Source organism: Bradyrhizobium sp. 956_D2_N1_4 (assembly GCF_052076025.1).
GTDB lineage: Bacteria > Pseudomonadota > Alphaproteobacteria > Rhizobiales > Xanthobacteraceae > Bradyrhizobium > Bradyrhizobium barranii.
This window is the reverse complement of record NZ_CP197237.1, coordinates 4,580,042-4,599,277: the sequence shown is the minus strand read 5'-3', so window position 1 is coordinate 4,599,277 and position 19,236 is coordinate 4,580,042. Positions and strand designations below refer to the sequence as shown.

At 64.5% G+C, this 19,236-nt stretch carries 16 protein-coding genes; 13 read left to right on the top strand and 3 right to left on the bottom strand.

Annotation, left to right across the window (positions count from 1 at the left end; translation table 11 throughout):
* The first annotated feature begins 521 nt into the window (after positions 1 to 521).
* Positions 522 to 719 carry a hypothetical protein gene (locus AB7535_RS21910; protein WP_231142309.1) on the top strand — a complete coding sequence of 66 codons (198 nt, stop codon included), beginning with the start codon at positions 522 to 524 and terminating at the stop codon, positions 717 to 719.
* 22 nt (positions 720 to 741) lie between these two features.
* Here the strand turns inward: AB7535_RS21910 and AB7535_RS21905 are convergent, their stop codons facing one another.
* On the bottom strand, positions 742 to 4,164 hold the full coding sequence (locus tag AB7535_RS21905; protein WP_231142308.1) for a VCBS domain-containing protein: 3,423 nt from the start codon (positions 4,162 to 4,164) through the stop codon (positions 742 to 744).
* Positions 4,165 to 4,535: 371 nt separating this feature from the next.
* Here AB7535_RS21905 and AB7535_RS21900 point away from each other — a divergent pair, with 371 nt between their 5' ends.
* The 5 genes from AB7535_RS21900 to AB7535_RS21880 all read left to right on the top strand — a co-directional run bounded on the left by AB7535_RS21900 (position 4,536) and on the right by AB7535_RS21880 (position 10,672).
* A complete protein-coding gene (locus tag AB7535_RS21900) occupies positions 4,536 to 5,228 on the top strand; it encodes a FecR family protein (RefSeq protein ID WP_080586591.1) in 693 nt (230 codons plus the stop codon).
* A 105-nt stretch (positions 5,229 to 5,333) separates the two neighbouring features.
* Entirely contained in the window at positions 5,334 to 6,146 is an 813-nt protein-coding gene (locus tag AB7535_RS21895) for a tetratricopeptide repeat protein (protein WP_231142307.1), read from the top strand.
* Between the two features lie 36 nt (positions 6,147 to 6,182).
* Positions 6,183 to 6,377 carry a hypothetical protein gene (locus AB7535_RS21890; protein ID WP_135214595.1) on the top strand — a complete coding sequence of 65 codons (195 nt, stop codon included), beginning with the start codon at positions 6,183 to 6,185 and terminating at the stop codon, positions 6,375 to 6,377.
* Between the two features lie 230 nt (positions 6,378 to 6,607).
* Positions 6,608 to 10,354, top strand: coding sequence for a tetratricopeptide repeat protein (locus AB7535_RS21885; protein ID WP_231142306.1), 3,747 nt, complete (start codon positions 6,608 to 6,610; stop codon positions 10,352 to 10,354).
* Between the two features lie 81 nt (positions 10,355 to 10,435).
* On the top strand, positions 10,436 to 10,672 hold the full coding sequence (locus tag AB7535_RS21880) for a hypothetical protein (protein ID WP_028148501.1): 237 nt from the start codon (positions 10,436 to 10,438) through the stop codon (positions 10,670 to 10,672).
* A gap of 162 nt (positions 10,673 to 10,834) precedes the next feature.
* Here AB7535_RS21880 and fliP read toward each other — a convergent pair whose 3' ends face one another.
* Positions 10,835 to 11,590, bottom strand: a complete 756-nt coding sequence (gene fliP, locus AB7535_RS21875; RefSeq protein ID WP_063982286.1) for a flagellar type III secretion system pore protein FliP — start codon at positions 11,588 to 11,590, stop codon at positions 10,835 to 10,837.
* Entirely contained in the window at positions 11,587 to 12,567 is a 981-nt protein-coding gene (locus AB7535_RS21870; RefSeq protein WP_354102234.1) for a flagellar biosynthetic protein FliO, read from the bottom strand. The genes fliP and AB7535_RS21870 overlap by 4 nt, the downstream gene beginning before the upstream one ends.
* Positions 12,568 to 12,917: 350 nt before the next feature.
* Here AB7535_RS21870 and flgB point away from each other — a divergent pair, with 350 nt between their 5' ends.
* The 7 genes from flgB (at position 12,918) to cckA (ending at position 19,184) form a co-directional block, all read left to right on the top strand.
* Complete coding sequence (flgB, locus tag AB7535_RS21865; RefSeq protein WP_063982288.1) at positions 12,918 to 13,322, top strand: flagellar basal body rod protein FlgB; 405 nt, start codon at positions 12,918 to 12,920, stop codon at positions 13,320 to 13,322.
* A 97-nt stretch (positions 13,323 to 13,419) separates the two neighbouring features.
* Positions 13,420 to 13,845: a flagellar basal body rod protein FlgC gene (gene flgC / locus AB7535_RS21860; protein WP_085404224.1), complete on the top strand. Its 426-nt coding sequence runs from the start codon at positions 13,420 to 13,422 to the stop codon at positions 13,843 to 13,845.
* 16 nt (positions 13,846 to 13,861) lie between these two features.
* A complete protein-coding gene (fliE, locus tag AB7535_RS21855) occupies positions 13,862 to 14,170 on the top strand; it encodes a flagellar hook-basal body complex protein FliE (protein WP_008142413.1) in 309 nt (102 codons plus the stop codon).
* A 138-nt stretch (positions 14,171 to 14,308) separates the two neighbouring features.
* Positions 14,309 to 14,572, top strand: a complete 264-nt coding sequence (gene fliQ, locus AB7535_RS21850) for a flagellar biosynthesis protein FliQ (RefSeq protein ID WP_014494021.1) — start codon at positions 14,309 to 14,311, stop codon at positions 14,570 to 14,572.
* 17 nt (positions 14,573 to 14,589) lie between these two features.
* Positions 14,590 to 15,360 carry a flagellar biosynthetic protein FliR gene (gene fliR / locus AB7535_RS21845; RefSeq protein ID WP_028148497.1) on the top strand — a complete coding sequence of 257 codons (771 nt, stop codon included), beginning with the start codon at positions 14,590 to 14,592 and terminating at the stop codon, positions 15,358 to 15,360.
* Between the two features lie 7 nt (positions 15,361 to 15,367).
* Entirely contained in the window at positions 15,368 to 16,447 is a 1,080-nt protein-coding gene (flhB, locus tag AB7535_RS21840) for a flagellar biosynthesis protein FlhB (protein WP_063982289.1), read from the top strand.
* 154 nt (positions 16,448 to 16,601) lie between these two features.
* A complete protein-coding gene (gene cckA / locus AB7535_RS21835) occupies positions 16,602 to 19,184 on the top strand; it encodes a cell cycle histidine kinase CckA (protein WP_085404225.1) in 2,583 nt (860 codons plus the stop codon).
* Positions 19,185 to 19,236: the final 52 nt, after the last annotated feature.

Here is a 19,236-nt window from a genome sequence, read left to right as displayed (position 1 = left end):
GACGGGAAGGAGGGTCTCGCAGTGCTGCCTGATCAGCGCAGCCTTCGTCGTGCGAGTCACGAGATGAAGGGTGCTGTGGCAGCAGGAACACTCGTATACCTTTAGTGCATAGCCCCGCGCGATTGGAAAGACGGCTACGACCGCTCTTGCCTGGCTACATACAATGCAGTTGGCTTCTCCGCTCATTGATTGCTCCCCCAAAAAAGTTGACCAATCGCATTCGCATCGCAATGATCACATTTGATTCAGAGTCGTTGATGGACCGCAACACCTCTGAGGTTGTGCGAGCCTACTCGGCAACCAAGTACGCAGATCAAACGCGCCGGGGAGTGGGGTGATCGCGAGCTTGATGTCTTTGCCGCACGAAGCTCGTCGGCTCGCGTTGCAGATGCAGCTGAAGCAAGCGGCATCTTCTGAGGCTGCGATGAGTTGACGCGTGCAACTGTGAACTGGAGTACAGTGGTGCTGGAGAGTTCGTCCTAGGCTCCCGCCATCGGCAATCAGCCGCGCGGGCGGAAGCCATGAATTACTCGTCCGTAGCAGAACGCGCAATCGAAGCCGTCAATCGGCTGCTCATCGCGGCGATGACGTTGGCCTGGACATCCGCGCTTGACCATCAGCATGCATTGCCGCCGCAAGAAGAGGTTGGCGACACTGACGATGTTTGTCCCGAGCGGGACAGCTCCGCCGCATCGGATGGCACCGGAAAACAACACTGAAGATCCAGTTGCCCTGCGGACATCACACGATCAGATCGTGGGGCACGTGGGCGTGAGCTGAGCCTGCGCCGTGAGCCGGATCAATAGGCGGCGGGGACGGCTCAGGCATCGACGCCGCCCTGAATCCGTGGACGACGCCAGCATGTTCGTGATGACCGGACGGGTCCGAAGGATCGTCCCATCCTGCGCTGAGCTCTGAATGGTGGCCATGCAAAGCGCCATCCTTGATGGCGTAGGGTCCGACCGCCGCGTGCCAGGGTGCGGGCGCAATGTCACCCGAACCGTCAGAGCCGTGCTGCTTGAAATGAAATGAGTCCCCGAGGTGAACCGAAGCAACTCGAGGAAGGCCGTTCTCGGCTATCGGCTCCCCATGATGATGCTCGCGCAAGTGATTTTCGTGGTGTGACGTCTCGATGGAGTCTGGGCCGGACTCGATGCTTGGGTCGACCGTGGACGGTATGACCGGGCCGCTGTCCTTGGCGGCCACGCTCTCTGGAACGGGCGCGATCCCCTTGCCGTTGTCGAACGGTGTCAACTTGTCGAATACGAACCTATTCTCCGCGACTGCCGTGGGATGAAGCTGGTTGACGGGCTGCACGTGGCTCACCGCGGAGGCCACGTTCCCGCCGGTGGGCGCGTCCGATCGCGTGTTCGTATCGTCGGGCTGAACGAACTGGGTGTGCCCGACCCGGACAACCCGTTCGCAATCGGCATCGAATGTGCACCCGCTCGCCTTCGCAGCTTGCCCGGGCCCGTTTCCGTCGATCAGGGCGGCTCGCTCATGGACGGTTTCGCCTGATGAGGGGCTGGTCGCCGTCGTCGGGCTACCGGTCGCGTCGTTGCCCGCGCCCGGTTCCAGATTGGCCGGCGCGGCTGCCATCGCATGACCCGACGTTTCCAGCGCGAGCATGAAATCCGACGTCTGGACGGTGGAGAAGCCATCGAGATGGATTTCCACCAGACTGGAATCGCCGATGCTCAGGCTTTGATCCGTCGGATTGACGTACACGATGGTCTGGTTCGCCGAGCTGTCGTAGAGCCAGGCGATCGTATGTGCGGGCACCGTCGTGCTGGAGGGGTCGAGTGCCAGAACGGAGAGGGTGAGCGCGCCGAGCGCTATCAGGTCGCCCCGCCCAGAGTCTGCCTTGAAACCAGAGATCATATCAGGGCGCGCTGCACTGGAATTCGACGTCGAGGCAAAGACGAAATGATCGTCTCTGGCGCCGCCGGCAAGAAGGGTCTGTTCGTGCCCGTCGTGAGAGGTGTCGCGACCGCCGTTTGTGCCGATCTTGCCCTGATCCGGACTTTCGCCGGAGACGGCGATGCCATCCGTGTTCGCGTCATGGGTGCTCGCAGCCACCGTCGGACCGGCGGCAAAGGCTCTCGCAGCCGTATTGTCTTCGGGGGGCGCGGTGGCGTGGGGCGGATCGGCGGCATCGAGAGCTGCCGCGTGGCCGAAATGGTCGCGATCGTCGGCGCCGTGGATTGTGATGGCTATGGTCTGTTCCGTCCCATCGATGGTCGTGACCGTGAAGGTGTCGGTCAAAGTCTCGCAGGAAGGAAGCGCCTGCACGGCACAGTTGGTGGTGTCGAGCGTGTAGGTCCACACACCGGCGGCGGTCATCGTGAAAGCGCCGTAGCCGCCCGCGCTCCGGGTCGCACAAGTGACCGGCGTGAATGTGTTCGGCGTGCTGTCGACGTCGGTGTCAGTCAGTCTGCCGCTCGCCGTCGGCTTGCCGTGTTCCCTGCAATCGGGCTCGGTCACCGAGCCGGTGATGCAGCCGTGGATGATGGCCGGATCGTTCGTGCCGTGGATGGTGATCGTCACCACCTGCGCGGTGCCGTCGATGGTGGTCACGGTGAAGGTGTCGGTCAGGGTGTCGTAGACGTTCAGCGCCTGGACGACGCAATTGGTGTTATCGAGCGTGTAGGTCCAGACGCCGTCAGCCGTCATCCGGAAGCAGCCGTAACCATGGTCGCTCGCCCTTGGCGAGGTCACCGGCGTGAAGCTGTCGGGAGTATTGTCGACATCCGTATCTGCAAGCTTGCCGGTCGCGATCGGAGTCCCGGGCTTCCAACATGCGGCTTCCGTCACGGTGCCGGTCGTTGTCCCGGAAATGATGGCAGCGTCGTTGGCGCCGTTGATCGTGATGGTAATCAACTGCGGGGTCCCGCCGATGCTGGTCACCGTGAAGGTGTCGGTCAGCGTCTGGCCGACGTTCAGAGCCTGCACTGCGCTGTTGGATTGATCGAGCGTGTAGCTCCAGACGCCGTCGGCGGTCATCGTGAAAGTGCCGTAGCCGTGTGCACTCTTCGTCGGGGAATTGACGGCCGAGAAAGTGTTGGCGGGGTCGTCGACGTCGATATCCGAAAGCTTGCCGGTTGTGACAGGTGGGCCGGTTGTGACAGGTGGGCCGGATGGGGCATTGGCGACGCCGCCGGATTCGATTGACAAGCCGGTCGTCGTGCCGGAGATGATCGCCGCGTCGTCGGCTCCGTTGATGTTGATCGTGAAGGCCTGTTGAGCCGAAAGCGATCCGTCGGACACGGTGATCACAAAGCTATCGGTGGTCGGCGTCTTCAGCGCGTTGATCGCGCCACTGTTGGGAACGAAGGCATAGGCGCCAGTCGAGCTGTTCAGATAAAGCGTGCCATAAGAGCTGGTCTTCGATACGTCGTAGATCGCTCCCTGCAGCGCGGTAGCGCCCGTAGCGCCTCCGCTGATGCCGAAAGTCAGCGCGGCGCTGGAGCTGCTGGCGCTGAAGGTTCCCCTCGTTGCGGCGAAGACGTCGAACGCGACCGTGTCGAGTTCAAGCGGGCCCGCCTGCACATTCAAGATCGGCGGCGTCCGCACGGGTGTCACGGGTGTGATGATGTCGGGCACCGTGACGATGATCGGCTGCAACGGCAGCAGTGCGCTTGGCGCCGCGGGCGCTATGAAATTGATCGGCTCCAGCGGCAGAGATTCGACGAACGGAGGCGTGCCGGACCCGTTCTTGCCAAATCCCTTCGAGAAATTTTCGAGCGCCTCCTGCTGGGCCACCCGCAGCTCCTCCATGCGGGTCGCGCTGTTGTCGAGCTGATTCACGGTAAGCCCGGAGCCGACCTTGCTCAGCACGACCGTTTGTCCGGGGTCCTCGACGATGATGTGCCGCGGGGTTGATTCCTTGGTCGTGAGCTCGAACGTGCCGTGTGCAAAGTCCTTGTATGTAATCGTATCGTCGTCCAGGAACGTTGCGTTCGGGTCTGCGGCCCTGACCTCTTTGATCATCGAGAAGAGCAATGCCGTGAGCGACAGCATCCCGAAACGGCCGGCAGAGGCCCGCTCATGAGATTGAATAGCGGGTACATCAGGAGGATTGCTCTTCGCCGTCTTCACGCGGCGATGCAGGCCCGCAGCGGCTTCGCGCTCGCCCCCGTGCTCTGCAGTGGACGTGACGGCCATTTTTCAACCTCGATTGCCCTAGCGGTCGGCCTCAGGCGTCGCCCTATGCCGCCGCGTCTTGGCCGGCTTGCCGCGTCACGCGATCGGGAACAATTTTGTGCCGGCAACCTCAGCCATGCCCGCTAAAAAGTTGTCGTTTCTGAGAATTCCGCCCAGGCTGATCACGGCAGAATTGCTGTCGTTTCGCCCGACGGTACCGCTTCCAGCGGCAAAAGCTGTTTGAAATTACCTGGCGCGGATAGTGACTCTTTTGGACACGGCGATCAGCCATTCGGATTACCCCGGAATAACCATTTTGGCTGTCGTGGTTTGCTGTTGCTGGTCTGCCATTATCCCCGACGGCTTTCGTCGGCGCTGTCGGAGCCGTTCGGATGCTCGAGGATCATATCTTCGAAAAGGAGGAAGCCATGGGCACTCGTGCAGCGATTGTTCTCGTGGCAGGTCTCGTCCTTGCGCTGGCCGCTTCGTCACCCCGCCCGGTTCAGGCGCAGGACGATTCTCCGCGGCGCGCCGTGCTGGACTCGTCGTCAAAGCCAATCGGGAAAGTTGTGACAGCCGATGGCTCGGTCATCATCGAGCATGCGGGCGCCGCCATTGTCCAGGCAAACGTCGGGGCCGAATCCATCCAGACGAAAGTCGGTGATCCCGTCTATTTGGGCGATGTGGTTCGAACCGGTGCCGACAGTCGGGTCGGCATCAATTTCGTCGATGGAACTTCGTTCAACTTGTCGAGCAACGCCCGCATGACATTGGACGAATACGTCTACGAGCCGGGTGGAAAGTCCAATTCGACAGCCTTCAACCTGACCAAGGGTACGTTCGTTTTTGTTGCCGGCCAGGTTGCGAAGACCGGTGACATGAAGATCGAAACACCGGTCGCGACGATGGGCATTCGAGGCACTACACCTCACGTCGAAATCTCGGACGACGGAACCACCAGGTTTTCCACTCTGATCGAAGAGGGCAAGAACAAATATACGAAGAAGCCCGGCGCAGCGGGGCCACGCCAACCCGAGCAAAGGGCCGAGCAAAGGCTCAATCTGAACATCTGTCGCGGCTGCTAGAGAATTGGTCCGAGCCCGTGCAATCGCCAGATCTCAGAAGATCGGGAGCCTGACATGAAACCAGGATCCTCCGTTGCCGAAGGCGGACTGGCGCTTGTCGTCCTGATGCTGGTCGGCTTGCCGGTCGCGGCCCAGAACTCCGGGGTGAAGGACAGCTATCTCAGCAATATCGAACTGTGCAACGGGACGGGTACCACCTCGCTCGATGCCCGGATCGGTGCCTGCACGACTTTCATACAGGCGCGTCCAGATTCGTCGGCAGCTCTGGCAATCGCGTATAACAATCGCGGCAACGCCTACACGGCAAAGGGCGACTACGACAGCGCCATCAGCGACTTCGATCAGTCGATCGCACTCAATCCGACATACGCAAAGGCCTTCAACAACCGCGGCGTGGCTCAGTTGAGGAGACGTGAATATGAGCTCGCGATCGAAGCCTTTGATGATGCGATCAAGCTCGATCCCGGCTATGGCGCTGCCTTCGTCAACCGCGCCGGAGCCTACCTGAAGAAAAACGACCACCAGCGCGCGGCGCATGATTACGACGAGGCAATCCGTCTCCAGCCCGCCTCGCGGGCGGCATGGAGCGGACGATGTTGGACCCGCGCGGTTCTCAGCGCCTCGCGAGAAGCGCTGGAGGATTGCGACAGAGCGCTTCAATCGGGATCGACCAGCGCTGCCGTGTACGACTCGCGTGGGCTGATCCACCTGAAGATGGGTGAGTTCGGTGCGGCGATCGATGACTACAATGCTGCCTTGCGAGTCGCCCCCGAACTGGCGAGCGCGCTTTTTGGTCGCGGGCTTGCCAAGCTGAAGCAAGGCGATGCGATCGGCGGAAAATCTGACATTTCGACTGCAAGGACAATTCAGAAGAACATCGGCGACGAGTTCGCGCGTTATGGCGTCGATTACGACTGAGTTGGCTCGGTGAGGCGGAACGAATCGGAGGTGAATATGGATGCAAGGTTCGCGCTCATTCAAGCTCACGACGATAGCATTCGCCGCTATCAGCGGTTGTTGAACACACAGCTGACCGATCTCGAGCGTGAGTACATCGAGAGCCGAATCTCGGAAAAGCGATTGACCTTGCAGTCAATTCGCGAAGCGCGAGGCAAGTTGAATGCCTTGCCGGCCAATCGCGGGGTTTGATTAGCATTCCTGACGGGTGCGGACGACGGGGTGTTAACACCTCCTTAACCACTTGCTCTCCAGATTCGAAGCACGAACGCCCGAGCCCGCAAGCAGGCGTCGCGACGCACTGTGCCGGGTGAATTCGTCATTACAGCATTAACAAGTCCTTAATTGGCAAAACCTACAGTCGACGGCACGGGCCGGCGCCAGTGCCGGCATGGACCGCCGAATTGGAAGAAACGCCGCCAATGGCGCAGAAGGCTGCCGCTGGATTTTTGTCGCGAGCCCGCGCTTTGGCGCGGGGGCTGTCGCGCCATGTCCGCAAGGCGCCCGTGCTGGCGGCCTGCCTGCTCATCGGCCTCGGTGCGCCCGCCCGCGCCGCCGATGTGGTCCGGGGCGAGGCGACTTTCTCGGCCGGTGGCGGCTTTGCCCGTCTGGTGATCAAGCTCGGCGAGGACGTTCCCTCCGAGGTGACGACGGCCGGCTCCATTCTCATCATTCGCTTCGACCGGGCGGTCGACGTTCCCGTCGATCGCGTTCCGGAAGGTGCGCCCGACTACGTCAATTCTGCCCGCCGCGATCCCGACGGCAGCGCCATCCGCCTGTCGCTGGCGCGGCGCGTCACCGTCAACACCATGAACGCCGGCGAGCGCACCTTCATCGATCTCTTGCCGGAGGGCTGGAAGGGGCCGCCGCCAAGCCTGCCCATGGACGTGGTCAAGGAACTGGCCGAGCGTGCGCGTGTCGCCGAACGTGCCTTGCGCGCCCAGCGCGCCGCGGCAGAGACCAAAAAGCGTCCGCAGATCCGCGTGCGCGCCTCGGTGCAGCCGACTTTCGTGCGCTTCGTGTTCGAGATGCCCGACGGAGTCGGCGTGTCCTCAGTGCTCAACGAGCAGAAGCTGACGCTCGCGTTCAATTCCGGCCTCAATTTCGATCTGGCGGACGCGGTCGTCGCCGCGCCCCCGAACGTCGCTTCGATCAAGCAGAAGTCTGACATCGACCAGACCAGTGTCGAGATCGCGCTGATCGGCGATTCGGACGTGCACTCCTTCCGCGACGAGAAGAATTACGTCGTCGACATCTCCTTCCAGCCCGACAAGGGCAAGACCGCTGCGACGGCTGAGGCGGTGATCGCGCAGGCGAAGCCTGTGGCCCAAAGCCATGGACCGGCTTCGGAAAAGCCGGCGGCCGAGAAGCCGAAGGAGGTCCATCGCGAGGTCGCGCCGCCGACGTCCGAGACGATCGCGCGCGAAGCCAGGATCGAAGCCAAGATCGAAGCCAAGCCCGAGGTGAAGCCGGAAGCTCCGGCGGCGACGCCGCCCGTCGAGGCACCGAAGCCTGCGCCGGCTCCCGCGGCCGAAGCACCGCATGCCGCGGAACCGCCCAAGGACGTGTCGAAGCCTGTGGCGCCGGCAACGGAAGCTGCGGTCGCGCCCGTCAAGCCCGCGGTGTCCGAAGCGCCCAAGGAGGTCGTGAAGGAGGCTGCGAAAGAGCCGGTCAAGGAAAGCATCAAGGCCGCACCTGCCGAGGCGCCGGCCGCGCCGCAGCCCACCGTGGCCAGCGTCGATGTCCGCCGCGACAGCGATGGCTTGCGCGTGATCTTCCCGCTTCAGGTGGCAACGCCTGCGGCGGCGTTCCGCCGCGGCGATACGGTGTGGCTGGTGTTCGATACGCCGAAGCCGATCGACGTCGAGGCGATCCGCAGTCGGGGCGGTGCGATGATCGGCGAGGTCAGCCGCATGCCGCTCGACAAGGGGCAGGCGGTCCGCATCCGTCTCACCCGGCCGCTGGTCTACTCGCTGACGAGCGAGGAGGTCGGCAAGGAGACCAATTGGCTCCTGACGCTCGCCGACAAGATCCAGGCGACGCCGCTGCCGCTGATGATGTCGCGCAACATCACCGACCCCGCACTCGCCAATATCGCGATCCCCTTCGCCAATCCGGGCCTGTTGCACAAGCTGACCGATCCCGACGCCGGCGACACGCTCTATGTCGTCACCGGGCAGCGGCCGGTGCGCGGCTTCATCAAGCGGCAGGATCTCGTCGATCTCTCGCTGCTGGAATCCGCGCACGGCATCGCGATCCGGCCGAACTCCGACGAGGTCGGCGTCGAGGTCGGATCCGACAAGGTCATTCTCGGCAAGAAGGGCGGACTGACGCTGTCGCCGGTCGATATCTCCGCCGAGCGCGCGCCGACCGCGGTGCGGCCGGTCTTCAGTCCGGAAGGCTGGCGCAAGGGCCAGTCGGAGGATTTCTGGACGCGCCAGGGCAGTCTGATCACGGCGATCGCGGCCGTCGAGCCGGCGCAGCGCTCGCTGCCGCGGCTCGATCTCGCGCAGTTCTACATGTCGCGCGCCATGTACCACGAAGCCAAGTCGGTGACCGACCTGATGCTGGCCGATCCCCTCAACAAGGAGGAGAGCGGCGCGCTGATCATGCATGCGATCGCGAACATCTTGATCGGCCGGCCGGCGCAGGGCTTGAAGGACCTCGCCAATCCCGTGATCGGCAACAGCCACGATTCCCAACTCTGGAAGGCGCTCGCCTATGCGCGCCAGGGCAAGTGGGCGGATGCGCGCGAGAAGTTCAAGAACGTCGAATTCGCCATCGCCTCGCTGCCGATCGACATCCAGCGCATCGTGACGATGGAGGCGATGCGCGCCTCGCTCGAGGTGAAGGATTATGCCGGCGCCTCCAAGCGCCGCAGCGAGATCGAGGTGGTCGGCATATCGCCAGAGGCGGCGCCCGGCTTCGCCGTGCTGCGCGGCCGGCTCGCCGAGGCGCTCGGGCACGACAGGGATGCGCTCGACGACTACAAATTCGCGGTCGCCTCGAACGATCGTCAGGCGGCGGCCGAGGCCAAGCAGCTCGAAGTGGCGCTGCGGCAGAAGCGCGACGAGATCAGCAAGGAAGACGCGCTGCGTGAGCTCGAGACGCTGTCGATGACCTGGCGGGGCGACTCGATCGAGGTCAAGACGCTCCAGATGCTGTCGCAGATATATGCCGAGAACGGGCGCTACCGGGACGCGCTCAGGGCGGCGCGCACCGCGACAAGGCTCCAGCCGAACGCCGAGGCCTCGCGTCAGGCGCAGGACCTCGCCTCCGACCTGTTCACGCAGATCTTCCTGGGGCCCAAGGGCGACGAGCTGCCGCCGGTCGAGGCGCTCGGGATGTTCTACGAGTTCCGCGAACTGACGCCGATCGGCCGCCGCGGCGACGAACTGATCCGCCGCCTCGCCGACCGTCTCGCCTCGATCGACCTGCTCGACCAGGCCGCCGAACTGTTGCAGTACCAGGTCGACCATCGCCTCGAAGGCGCAGCCCGCGCCCAGGTCGCCGCGCGCCTGTCCATGATCTACCTCGCCAACCGCAAGCCCGACATGGCGATCTCGGCGCTGCGCGCGAGCCGCATCAGCGATCTCTCCGGTGAGCTACGGCAGCAGCGGCTGCTGCTGGAGGCGCGCGCGCAGAGCGACGTCGGCCGCCACGATCTCGCGCTCGACATCGTCTCCAACGTTTCCGGACGCGAGGTGCTCCGCCTGCGCTCCGACATCTTCTGGGCGGCGCGGCGCTGGCGCGAATCCGCCGAGCAGATCGAGCTCTATTACGGCGACCGCTTCCGCGACTTCAAGCCACTCAACGCGGTGGAGAAGAGCGACATCATCCGCGCCGCCGTCGGCTATGCGCTCGCCGACGATTCGATCGGCCTGTCGCGCTTCCGCGAGAAATATGCGCCGCTGATGAGCGAGAGTGCGGACCGGGTCGCCTTCGACATCGCGAGCAAGCCGGCAGCGTCCTCCAGCGCCGAATTTGCCGAGATCGCCAAGCTCGCTGCCAGCGTCGACACGCTCGACGGCTTCCTGCGCGAGATGAAGCAGCGCTTCCCCGACGCAACCGCCCGCGCGCCGGCCTCGCCGCAAGCCAAGGACGAGGCCGACCACACCGGCTCGCTGCCCACGATCCCCGTCGTGCGGCAGATCAAGATGACGCGGTAGGAACCCTGCTACTACGAGGCCTCTCGACAGGTGCCCGTTGAAGCGGCAACCTGCGCGTCTTCATGCCGGGAGAGCGTCGATATGAGCAAGCCTGCCAAGACCGAAGCCGAACTCATCGCCATGGCGCGGGCCGAATTGAAGGTCCATGCCGATGGTCCGGATGACCTCGTCATCTCGATCGTCCGCGACGGCGATAGCTGGGAATTCCGCGCCGATGCCGACCAGGCCGCGACGGATAAGCCGGGCTTCCCCGAAAGCGTCGCCATGCTGGTGCAGATCGGCGATCACCTCAGCAAGCAGTATGACGTGAAGGGGTAGGGGCGCTGTCGACGCCGTCTCACTGTACGCCACGTTCTCGGTGTCATCGCCCGACTTGATCGGGCGATCCAGTATTCCAGAGACCGCAGTGATGAAATCGAAAGGCCGCGGCGTACTGGATGCCCCGGTCAAGCCGGGGCATGACGGCGGATGGAGCCGCAGCTATCCGCCCCCGTAACTCTGCACCAGGCTTCCCGCCACCAGCGACCAGCCATCGACCAGCACGAAGAAGATCAGCTTGAACGGCAGCGAGATCGTTGCGGGCGGCAGCATCATCATGCCCATCGACATCAGCACGGAGGCGACGACGAGGTCGATGATCAGGAAGGGGAGAAACAGCAGGAAGCCGATCTCGAAGGCGCGCTTCAACTCGGAGATCATGAAGGCGGGGACGAGGATGCGCAGGGCGAGGTCGTCCGGCGTGGCCGGCGGCGGCTCGCCGGAGAGATCCAGGAACAGCTTGAGGTCCTTCTCGCGCACGTTCTTCTGCATGAAGCCGCGCAAGGGGACGGAAGCGCGCTGGAGTGCGTCCTCGACGCCAAGCTGGTTGGCGACGAGCGGGCGGATGCCCTCGTCGTAGGACTTCTGCAGGACAGGTCCCATCACGAAGAAGGTGAGGAACATTGCGAGCGCGATGATCACCGAGTTCGGCGGCGCGGTCGCCGTGCCCATCGCGGTGCGCAGCAGCGACAAGACGACCACGATGCGCGTGAATGACGTCATCATGATCAGGATCGACGGCGCGATCGACAGCACCGTGAGCAGCGCGATGAGCTGGATCGCGCGCTCGGTGACGCCGCCCCCCTGACCGCCGAGATTGATGCTGATGTCCTGCGCATGCGCAGGCATCGCGAGCGAAGCCGCGGCGATCAGGACAGAAAGAAAAACAACTCTACGCGGGAGGGCCGGCAGCCTCACGAAGACGGCTTCGGACGGCCGAGCAGCGAGGCCATCTCGTCTTCGAGATTTTCAAAGCTGGTCTTCTCCGCGGCCGGCTTTGCGGGCGGAGCCGGGGGTGCCGGCGGCTCGCTGCGCGCGGCGCGGGGCGGCGGCGGCGCGGGCGGCTCGGGCGCAACCGGAGGCGCGACCGTCTCGCCGGCGGGGCGGCGCAGTGCGGCTTCGAGACGCTGCGCCATCTCGGCGAGATTCTGCTCGGCGTTCGAGGGCGCGGCAGGAGCGGGGGCCGGCGGCGGAACGGGCGGAGCCTGCGGCACGGGCGGGGGAGGCGGTGGCGCGGCCGCGCGCTCGGCGCGCACCGGGGGCACTTTCACCGGCTCGGTCTGCCGCGGGGGACGTGGCATCAGCGGAGGCTCGTTGCGGGCGATGCGCGGCGGAACCGGCTCGGGGCGTGCCTCGCGCTCGGGGCGCGGCGGCAGGATCGGCTCAGGCGGAAAGCCGGCCAGTGGCGGTTCGTTGCGGCGCTCGGCCAGTGCGGGAGCGGGCCGGCGTACCTCGTCGGCGAAGGAGGGGCGCGGCCGCGGCGGCGGCTCGGGCATTTGCGGTTCGGGATGATCGAGCAGTTCGGGCCGCGGAGCTTCGTCGGTCCAGCTGCTGGTATCGGGCATCGGGGCAAGGCGCGGCGGCTCGGCGGCATTGGAACGCTGCGGAAGCTGGTCGCGGCCGGGCGCTGCGCGCACGATATTGGGCTCGACGACGATGTCGGTGGGACCGCCAATCATCAGGAGATGCTCGACATTGTCACGCCGGACCAGCACCAGGCGGCGCCGGCCATCGACCGCGGCGGCATCGATCACGGCAAGCCGGGGCATCCGGCCGCGCTGGGTGTTGGCACCGAGCCGGCTGCTGGCGAATCGGCGAACCAACCATGCGGCGACGCCGATCAACGCCAGAACGACGATGAACGCCACGATGAAGGTGATTGGGCTGCCTTGCATACTTGTCCCCGACAAATGGCGCTTTTCTCGTGCCCATGGTCAGACGCGCCAACCATCGGCGTGGGATGCCCCAAACTGCGATTTCTTAACGTCCCACGGCAAGTTTTGCCGTCCCCAGCTCTTAATAACCTATGAATCGCTCGATCCAAAACGACTTCTTGGCCTGTGCATGGCCCGCCAAACGGTTGGGTTAATGCCGCTTTTGGATGCGTAGAATCACGGGGGGCGCAAAGTGGTGTTCCATCAAGGGACATGCATCGACGCCATCTTTAACCACCTGTTAACCATACACGCGGCAAATTCTGCCTAGCTTCGGGCCTTTGGTCCGAGAGGCGGAAGGAGCCGCAACGATGTCCATCAACGACCTCCCGGTGCTGTCGGCGCTTCGCACCAAGATGCAGTGGCACCAGGAGCGCCAGCGCGTCCTGTCCGAGAACGTCTCCAATTCCGACACGCCCAAATTCCGGCCGCGCGACCTGGTCGAGCCGAAGCTCGACAAATCAGGCGCCGTCACTGGCTCGATGGGCCCCCTGGCGCTCACCCGCACCAGCGGCTCCCACATGACGCCATCCGGCGCGGCCTCGGGCTTCGACCAGAACAGGAATGCGGGTTTCGAGACCCGTCCCGCGGGCAACGCCGTCAATCTCGAGGAGGAGATGATGAAGGCCGCCAGCAACCAGATGGACTACGCGGCGGCGACCTCGCTCTATTCCAAGAGCCTGCATCTGCTCAAGACCGCGATCGGCAAAGGCTAGAGCATGATCCGGAAAAGTGTGCGGGCGGTTTTCCCTCGCGACAAACGCGGAACGCGTTTGCGCGGAGATCATGCTCAAGAGCTGAGGGAAGCGCATCATGGCGAATGACAGCAGCGACTTTGCCCGCTCGATGGCGATCGCGACCTCCGGCCTGCGCGCGCAGGCCGGGCGCATGCGGGTGATCTCGGAGAACATCGCGAACGCGGATTCGACCTCGCAGACATCAGGTGGCGATCCCTACCGGCGCAAGGTGCCGACCTTCTCCTCCGCGCTGGACCGCACGCTCGACGCGCAGGTCGTCACCCTCGGCAGGATCAAGCCGGACCGGTCGAACTTCCGCACCAAATACGAACCGAGCAATCCGGCCGCCGATGCGACCGGCAACGTCAAATATCCCAACGTGAACTCGGTGGTCGAGATGACCGACATGCGCGACGCGCAGCGGTCCTACGAGGCCAATCTCAACATCATCAGTGCGACGCGCCGGATGATCCAGCGCACGCTCGACATCCTCAAGAGCTGAACAGGACAATTAAGCCATGGCATCACCGACAATCGCAGCCAATGCTTATGCCAACCTCGCCCGCGTGCTGGAGAACAGCGGCGCCGGCAAGGGCAGCGAGGCGAGCGGGCAGTCCTTCGCGTCACTCCTGAAAGACGCTGTCGGCAGCGTCATGGAGTCCGGCCGCAAGTCCGACGCCCAGACCGTGGCGATGGCCGCCGGCAAGGCCAACGTGATGGACGTGGTGACGGCGGTCGCCGACACCGACGTCGCGGTGTCCACGCTGGTCTCGGTCCGCGACCGCGTGATCGCGGCATATGAAGACATCATGAAGATGCCGATCTGATCGGTCCTGTCATTCCGGGGCGCGACGAAGTCGCGAACCCGGAATCCATGGTGCTACCGACGATGCCGCAGGATGGATTCCGGGTTCTCGCTTCGCGAGCCCCGGAATGACGACAAACAATCGAGAGTGAGAATTCACATGACCGGACCTGAAACCCTCGACGTCGCGCGTGATGCGATCTGGACCATCGTGATCGTGTCGTCGCCGCTGATGGTGGTCGGCCTCGTGGTCGGCGTCGTCGTGTCGCTGTTCCAGGCGCTGACGCAGATCCAGGAGCAGACGCTGATCTACGTGCCGAAGATCCTGGCCATCTTCGCCACGATGCTGCTGGCGCTGCCGTTCATGGCCGACGCACTCCATTCCCACATGATGCGGATCTCGTCGCGAATCATCGGCGGCTGAGGCACAATGCGCCCGTCATGCGCATCGACGTCTCGCTGCTGCCGGCGCTCGCCGCTTCCTTCATGCTCGCCTTCGCCCGGGTCGGTGCGATGGTGATGCTGTTGCCGGGGCTGGGCGAGACCAACATTCCGACGCGGATCAAGCTGGCGATCGCGCTGCTGCTGACGCTGATCATCCTGCCGCTGCATCGCAACGCCTACCACGTCGACATGGGCTCGATCGCGCCGCTGCTGGTCATGATGCTGCATGAGATCGTGATCGGCATCGTGCTGGGGGCGACCGCGCGCGTGACGTTGTCGGCGCTTCAGGTCGCGGGCGCCGTGATTGCGCAGCAGATGGGGCTCGGCTTCGTCACTTCGGTCGATCCGACACAGGGACAGCAGGGCGTGCTGGTCGGCAATTTCCTGACCATGCTCGGGGTGACGCTGCTGTTTGCCACCGACAGCCATCATCTGGTGATCGCCGCGCTGAACGACAGCTACACGATCTTCGCGCCCGGCGAGACCGTATCGAGCGGCGACGTCGCTTCGCTGGCGACGCGCGCCTTTGCCGCCGCGTTCAGCCTGGGCTTGCAACTTTCCGGACCGTTCCTTGTGTTCGGCCTCGTCTTCAACATCGGGCTCGGCGTGCTGGCGCGGCTGATGCCGCAGATGCAGGTCTATTTCGTGGGCGTGCCGCTGTCGATCTTCGTGGGCTTCCTGGTGCTCGCCGTGGTGCTCACCGCGATGATGGGCACGTATCTCGACTATTTCATCGGTGTGATGCACCAGATGATGCCGCTCAAATAGGTGATCGATGGCAGACGACAACGATCCCGACAGTCAAACAGAAGACCCGACACAAAAGCGTCTCGAAGAGGCGCTCGAACGCGGCGACGTCGCCAAGAGCCAGGAGATCAACACCTGGTTCATGATCGCGGGCGGCACGCTCGTGGTCTCCACCTTCTCGGGCTCGGTGGGCAGCGGGCTGGTGACGCCGATGCGCAACCTGCTTGCCAATTCCTGGATGATCAAGACCGACGGCAGGGCTCTGCTCGCGCTGATGCAGCAGATCGAGGTCGCCGTGCTTGCGGCGATCGGCGTGCCCCTGCTGATGCTGGTGCTGGCGGCGATTGCCGGCAACGTGCTCCAGCATCGCCTGGTCTGGTCGGCCGAATCCCTCAAACCCAAATTCAGCAAACTGTCGCCGGCCGAGGGCCTCAAGCGCATCTTCGGCAAGCAGGCGGCCGCGAACTTCCTCAAGGGGCTCGGCAAGCTGATCGTGCTCGGCGCGGTCATGACCGTGGTCCTGTGGCCGGAGCGCCATCGCATGGAGGCGATGGTCAGGCTCGATCCGGCCGCCATGCTGGGCGCCAGCACCAGCCTGACCATTCATCTGCTCGGCGCGGTGGTTGCGGCGCTCGCGATCATCGCCATTGGCGACTATTTCTTCCAGTATCGCAGCTGGTTCCAGCGGCAGAAAATGTCGCTCCAGGAGATCAAGGAAGAGTTCAAGCAGTCCGAAGGCGACCCGCACATCAAGGGCAAGCTCCGGCAATTGCGCCAGCAGCGCTCCAAGAAGCGCATGATGGCGGCGGTTCCCAAGGCCTCCGTGATCATCACCAACCCGACCCACTATTCGATCGCGCTGTCCTACGAGCGCGGCATGTCCGCGCCGATCTGCGTCGCCAAGGGCGTCGACAACCTCGCCTTCAAGATCCGGGAGATCGCGCGCGAGCACGACATCCCGATCGTCGAGAACGTGCCGCTCGCCCGCGCGCTCTACGCCACCGTCGAAATCGACCAGGAAATCCCGACCGAGCACTACCATGCGGTCGCCGAGGTCATCGGTTACGTCATGCGGCTGAAGCAGGGATTCGGCGCCGGACGCGGATAAAATGCCCGAAAAGTACCGGAAATGGCCGTAATCTGGGAATCAGCGTACCTTTCGCCCTTGCTGCCCTTGCGCCTGCGGGTCCGATTCAGGCAGGGAGGACCCCACGCGCCCCGTAGCGCGTTGATTCTCTGCCGACAGGCTGTGCCAGCTTGAAATGACTGCCGAGACCGACCACGACCTCACACGCGAGCCCGTTGCGGCGCACGAGCCGTCGCCGCGCTCGGGCAGCATTGCGCTGGTGCTGCTCGTGGCCGCCGGCCTCGTCGCCGTCGCCGTCGGGCTGATGACGCTCGGGCGCGCGCAGGCGCAGCCCTACATCCTCGGCATCCTCGCCGTGCTGGCGATGGTCGGCCTGTTCAACCTGTTCGCCTTCGCCGCCGGCATCATCCGCTTCGTCGACCGCAGTCTCGATGATCCCGTGATGGGGCGCATTGCCGACCACGCCTTCGACGGCCTGGCCGTGACCGATCCCCGCGGCCACGTGGTCTATTCCAACGCCGCCTATCTGACGCTCACCGGCGCCAGCGGACCGCAGGAGGTGCGGCCCGTCGAGCGCGTCTTCATCGGCAACCCCGACGTCTCCGAAGCCGTGTTCCGCCTGCTCAAGGCCGCGCGCGAAGGAAAACGGCAGCAGGAAGAGGTGCGCATCTCCGGCCATGACGGCAGCCAGGGCCGCTGGCTGCGCATGCGGGTGCGCCCGCTCGGCACCGGGAAGCGCGAGGCGAAATACGCGGTGTGGTCGATCTCCGACATCACCCGCGACCGCGAGCGCCAGGAGGACGTGTTCCAGGAACTCCAGCACGCGATCGAATATCTCGATCACGCGCCCTGCGGCTTCTTCTCGGTCAATCCGGCAGGCGAGCTCGCCTATGTCAACGCGACACTGGCCAACTGGCTCGACTACGATCTTGCCGAGATCGGCTCGGGCGGGCTGAAGCTCACCGACATCGTCTCCGGCGACGGCGCCTCGCTGCTCACCGCGATCGTGGCGGTGCCGGGCGAGGTGAAGACGGAAGTCTTCGACATCGACTTGCGCATGCGCACCGGCAAGACCATGCCGGTGCGGCTCTATCACAAGCTCGCCTTCGGCGCCGACGGCGCGCCGGGGCCGTCGCGCACGCTCGTCATCAGCCGCGCCCGCGACGAGCGCAGCGATCCCGACCGCGCCGCCGAAGTGCGCTTCATGCGCTTCTTCGACCATACGCCGATGGCGATCGCGACCGTCGACCGAGGCGGCAACGTCGTGCGCGCCAACGCGCGCTACGCCAAGCTCGGGCAGGCCCTCGGGCTCGACAGCGCCAGCAAGTCGATCTTCCGCGCGGTCAATTCGCGCGACCGGCAACTTTTGATCACGGCCATCAACCAGGCCGCGGAGGGCCAGGCCGACGTCGCGCCGGTCGAGGTGGCGCTCGAGGGAGCCAAGGAGCGCTGGGGCCAGTTCTTCGTCACGCCGGTGGATGCGGCCGAGAACGAGGCCGAAGCCGCCATCGTGCACATGCTCGAGACCACCGAGCGGCGCGCGCTGGAGAACCAGATCAACCAGTCGCAGAAGATGGAGACGGTCGGCCAGCTCGCCGGCGGCATCGCCCACGACTTCAACAACGTGCTCTCCGCCATCATGATGGCGAACGACTTCCTGCTGAACGCGCACAAGCCGACCGATCCGTCGTTCCAGGACATCATGCAGATCAAGCAGAACGCGACGCGCGCCGCGACGCTGGTGCGGCAGTTGCTGGCGTTCTCGCGGCGGCAGACGCTGCGGCCGCAGGTGCTCGACCTCGGCGATGCGCTGTCCGATCTCGCCATGCTGCTGCGCCGGCTGATCGGCGAGAAGGTCAAGCACGAGACCATCCACGGCCGCGATCTCTGGCCGGTGAAGGTCGACGTCTCCCAGTTCGAGCAGGTGATCGTCAACCTCGCGGTGAACGCGCGCGACGCCATGCCCGACGGCGGCAAGCTGATCATCCGCACCGCCAACGTCACGGCGGAAGAAGCGGCTAAGCTCGCCTACAAGGGCATGCCGGCCGCGGACTATGTACGGATCGAGGTCGCCGACACCGGCACAGGCATCCCCGCCGATATCCGTGACAAGATCTTCGAGCCGTTCTTCTCGACCAAGGAAGTGGGCAAGGGCACCGGCCTCGGGCTCTCCACCGTCTACGGCATCGTCAAGCAGACTGGCGGCTTCATTTACGTGGACTCGGAACCGGGGCAGGGGACTTCGTTCCATATCTTCCTGCCGCGCCATCACGCCGAGCCCGAGGTGCAGGAGCAGCCCGCAGCAGTGGTCGGCGCGGCCAATGGCGCCGCGAAGGAGACCGCACCTGCGGCGGCGGAGGCCAAGCCGCGCACAGATCTCACCGGACAGGGCACCATCCTTCTCGTCGAGGACGAAGAGGGCCTGCGCGCGCTGAACGCACGCGGCCTGCGCTCGCGCGGCTACACCGTGGTCGAGGCCGAGAACGGCGTCGAGGCCATGGAGGTCCTGGAGGAACAGAGCGGTGCGATCGATCTCGTCGTCTCCGACGTCGTGATGCCCGAGATGGACGGCCCGACGCTGCTGAAGGCGATGCGCGAGAAGAATCCCGACATCAAGTTCATCTTCGTCTCCGGCTACGCCGAGGATGCCTTCGAGAAGAGCCTGCCCGAAGGCCAGCAATTCGACTTCCTGCCAAAGCCGTTCACGCTCAGCCAGCTCGTGGCGGCCGTAAAGGAGACGATGGCAAAGGCGGGATGACGGCGACTACCACTGTCGATTTGCGAGAGTTCCTGGAAATGACGAGGAAAAA

What these genes read in the sequence shown, in the direction of transcription:
- flgC (WP_085404224.1), top strand. Translation starts at nt 13,420, where the DNA reads ATGGCGAATGACAGCAGCGACTTTGCCCGCTCGATGGCGATCGCGACC.
- AB7535_RS21890 (WP_135214595.1), top strand. Translation starts at nt 6,183, where the DNA reads ATGGATGCAAGGTTCGCGCTCATTCAAGCTCACGACGATAGCATTCGC.
- fliR (WP_028148497.1), top strand. Translation starts at nt 14,590, where the DNA reads ATGCGCATCGACGTCTCGCTGCTGCCGGCGCTCGCCGCTTCCTTCATG.
- AB7535_RS21905 (WP_231142308.1), bottom strand. Translation starts at nt 4,164, where the DNA reads ATGGCCGTCACGTCCACTGCAGAGCACGGGGGCGAGCGCGAAGCCGCT.
- cckA (WP_085404225.1), top strand. Translation starts at nt 16,602, where the DNA reads ATGACTGCCGAGACCGACCACGACCTCACACGCGAGCCCGTTGCGGCG.
- AB7535_RS21895 (WP_231142307.1), top strand. Translation starts at nt 5,334, where the DNA reads ATGCTGGTCGGCTTGCCGGTCGCGGCCCAGAACTCCGGGGTGAAGGAC.
- AB7535_RS21900 (WP_080586591.1), top strand. Translation starts at nt 4,536, where the DNA reads ATGCTCGAGGATCATATCTTCGAAAAGGAGGAAGCCATGGGCACTCGT.
- flhB (WP_063982289.1), top strand. Translation starts at nt 15,368, where the DNA reads ATGGCAGACGACAACGATCCCGACAGTCAAACAGAAGACCCGACACAA.
- flgB (WP_063982288.1), top strand. Translation starts at nt 12,918, where the DNA reads ATGTCCATCAACGACCTCCCGGTGCTGTCGGCGCTTCGCACCAAGATG.
- fliQ (WP_014494021.1), top strand. Translation starts at nt 14,309, where the DNA reads ATGACCGGACCTGAAACCCTCGACGTCGCGCGTGATGCGATCTGGACC.
- AB7535_RS21885 (WP_231142306.1), top strand. Translation starts at nt 6,608, where the DNA reads ATGGCGCAGAAGGCTGCCGCTGGATTTTTGTCGCGAGCCCGCGCTTTG.
- fliE (WP_008142413.1), top strand. Translation starts at nt 13,862, where the DNA reads ATGGCATCACCGACAATCGCAGCCAATGCTTATGCCAACCTCGCCCGC.
- AB7535_RS21880 (WP_028148501.1), top strand. Translation starts at nt 10,436, where the DNA reads ATGAGCAAGCCTGCCAAGACCGAAGCCGAACTCATCGCCATGGCGCGG.
- AB7535_RS21910 (WP_231142309.1), top strand. Translation starts at nt 522, where the DNA reads ATGAATTACTCGTCCGTAGCAGAACGCGCAATCGAAGCCGTCAATCGG.
- AB7535_RS21870 (WP_354102234.1), bottom strand. Translation starts at nt 12,567, where the DNA reads ATGCAAGGCAGCCCAATCACCTTCATCGTGGCGTTCATCGTCGTTCTG.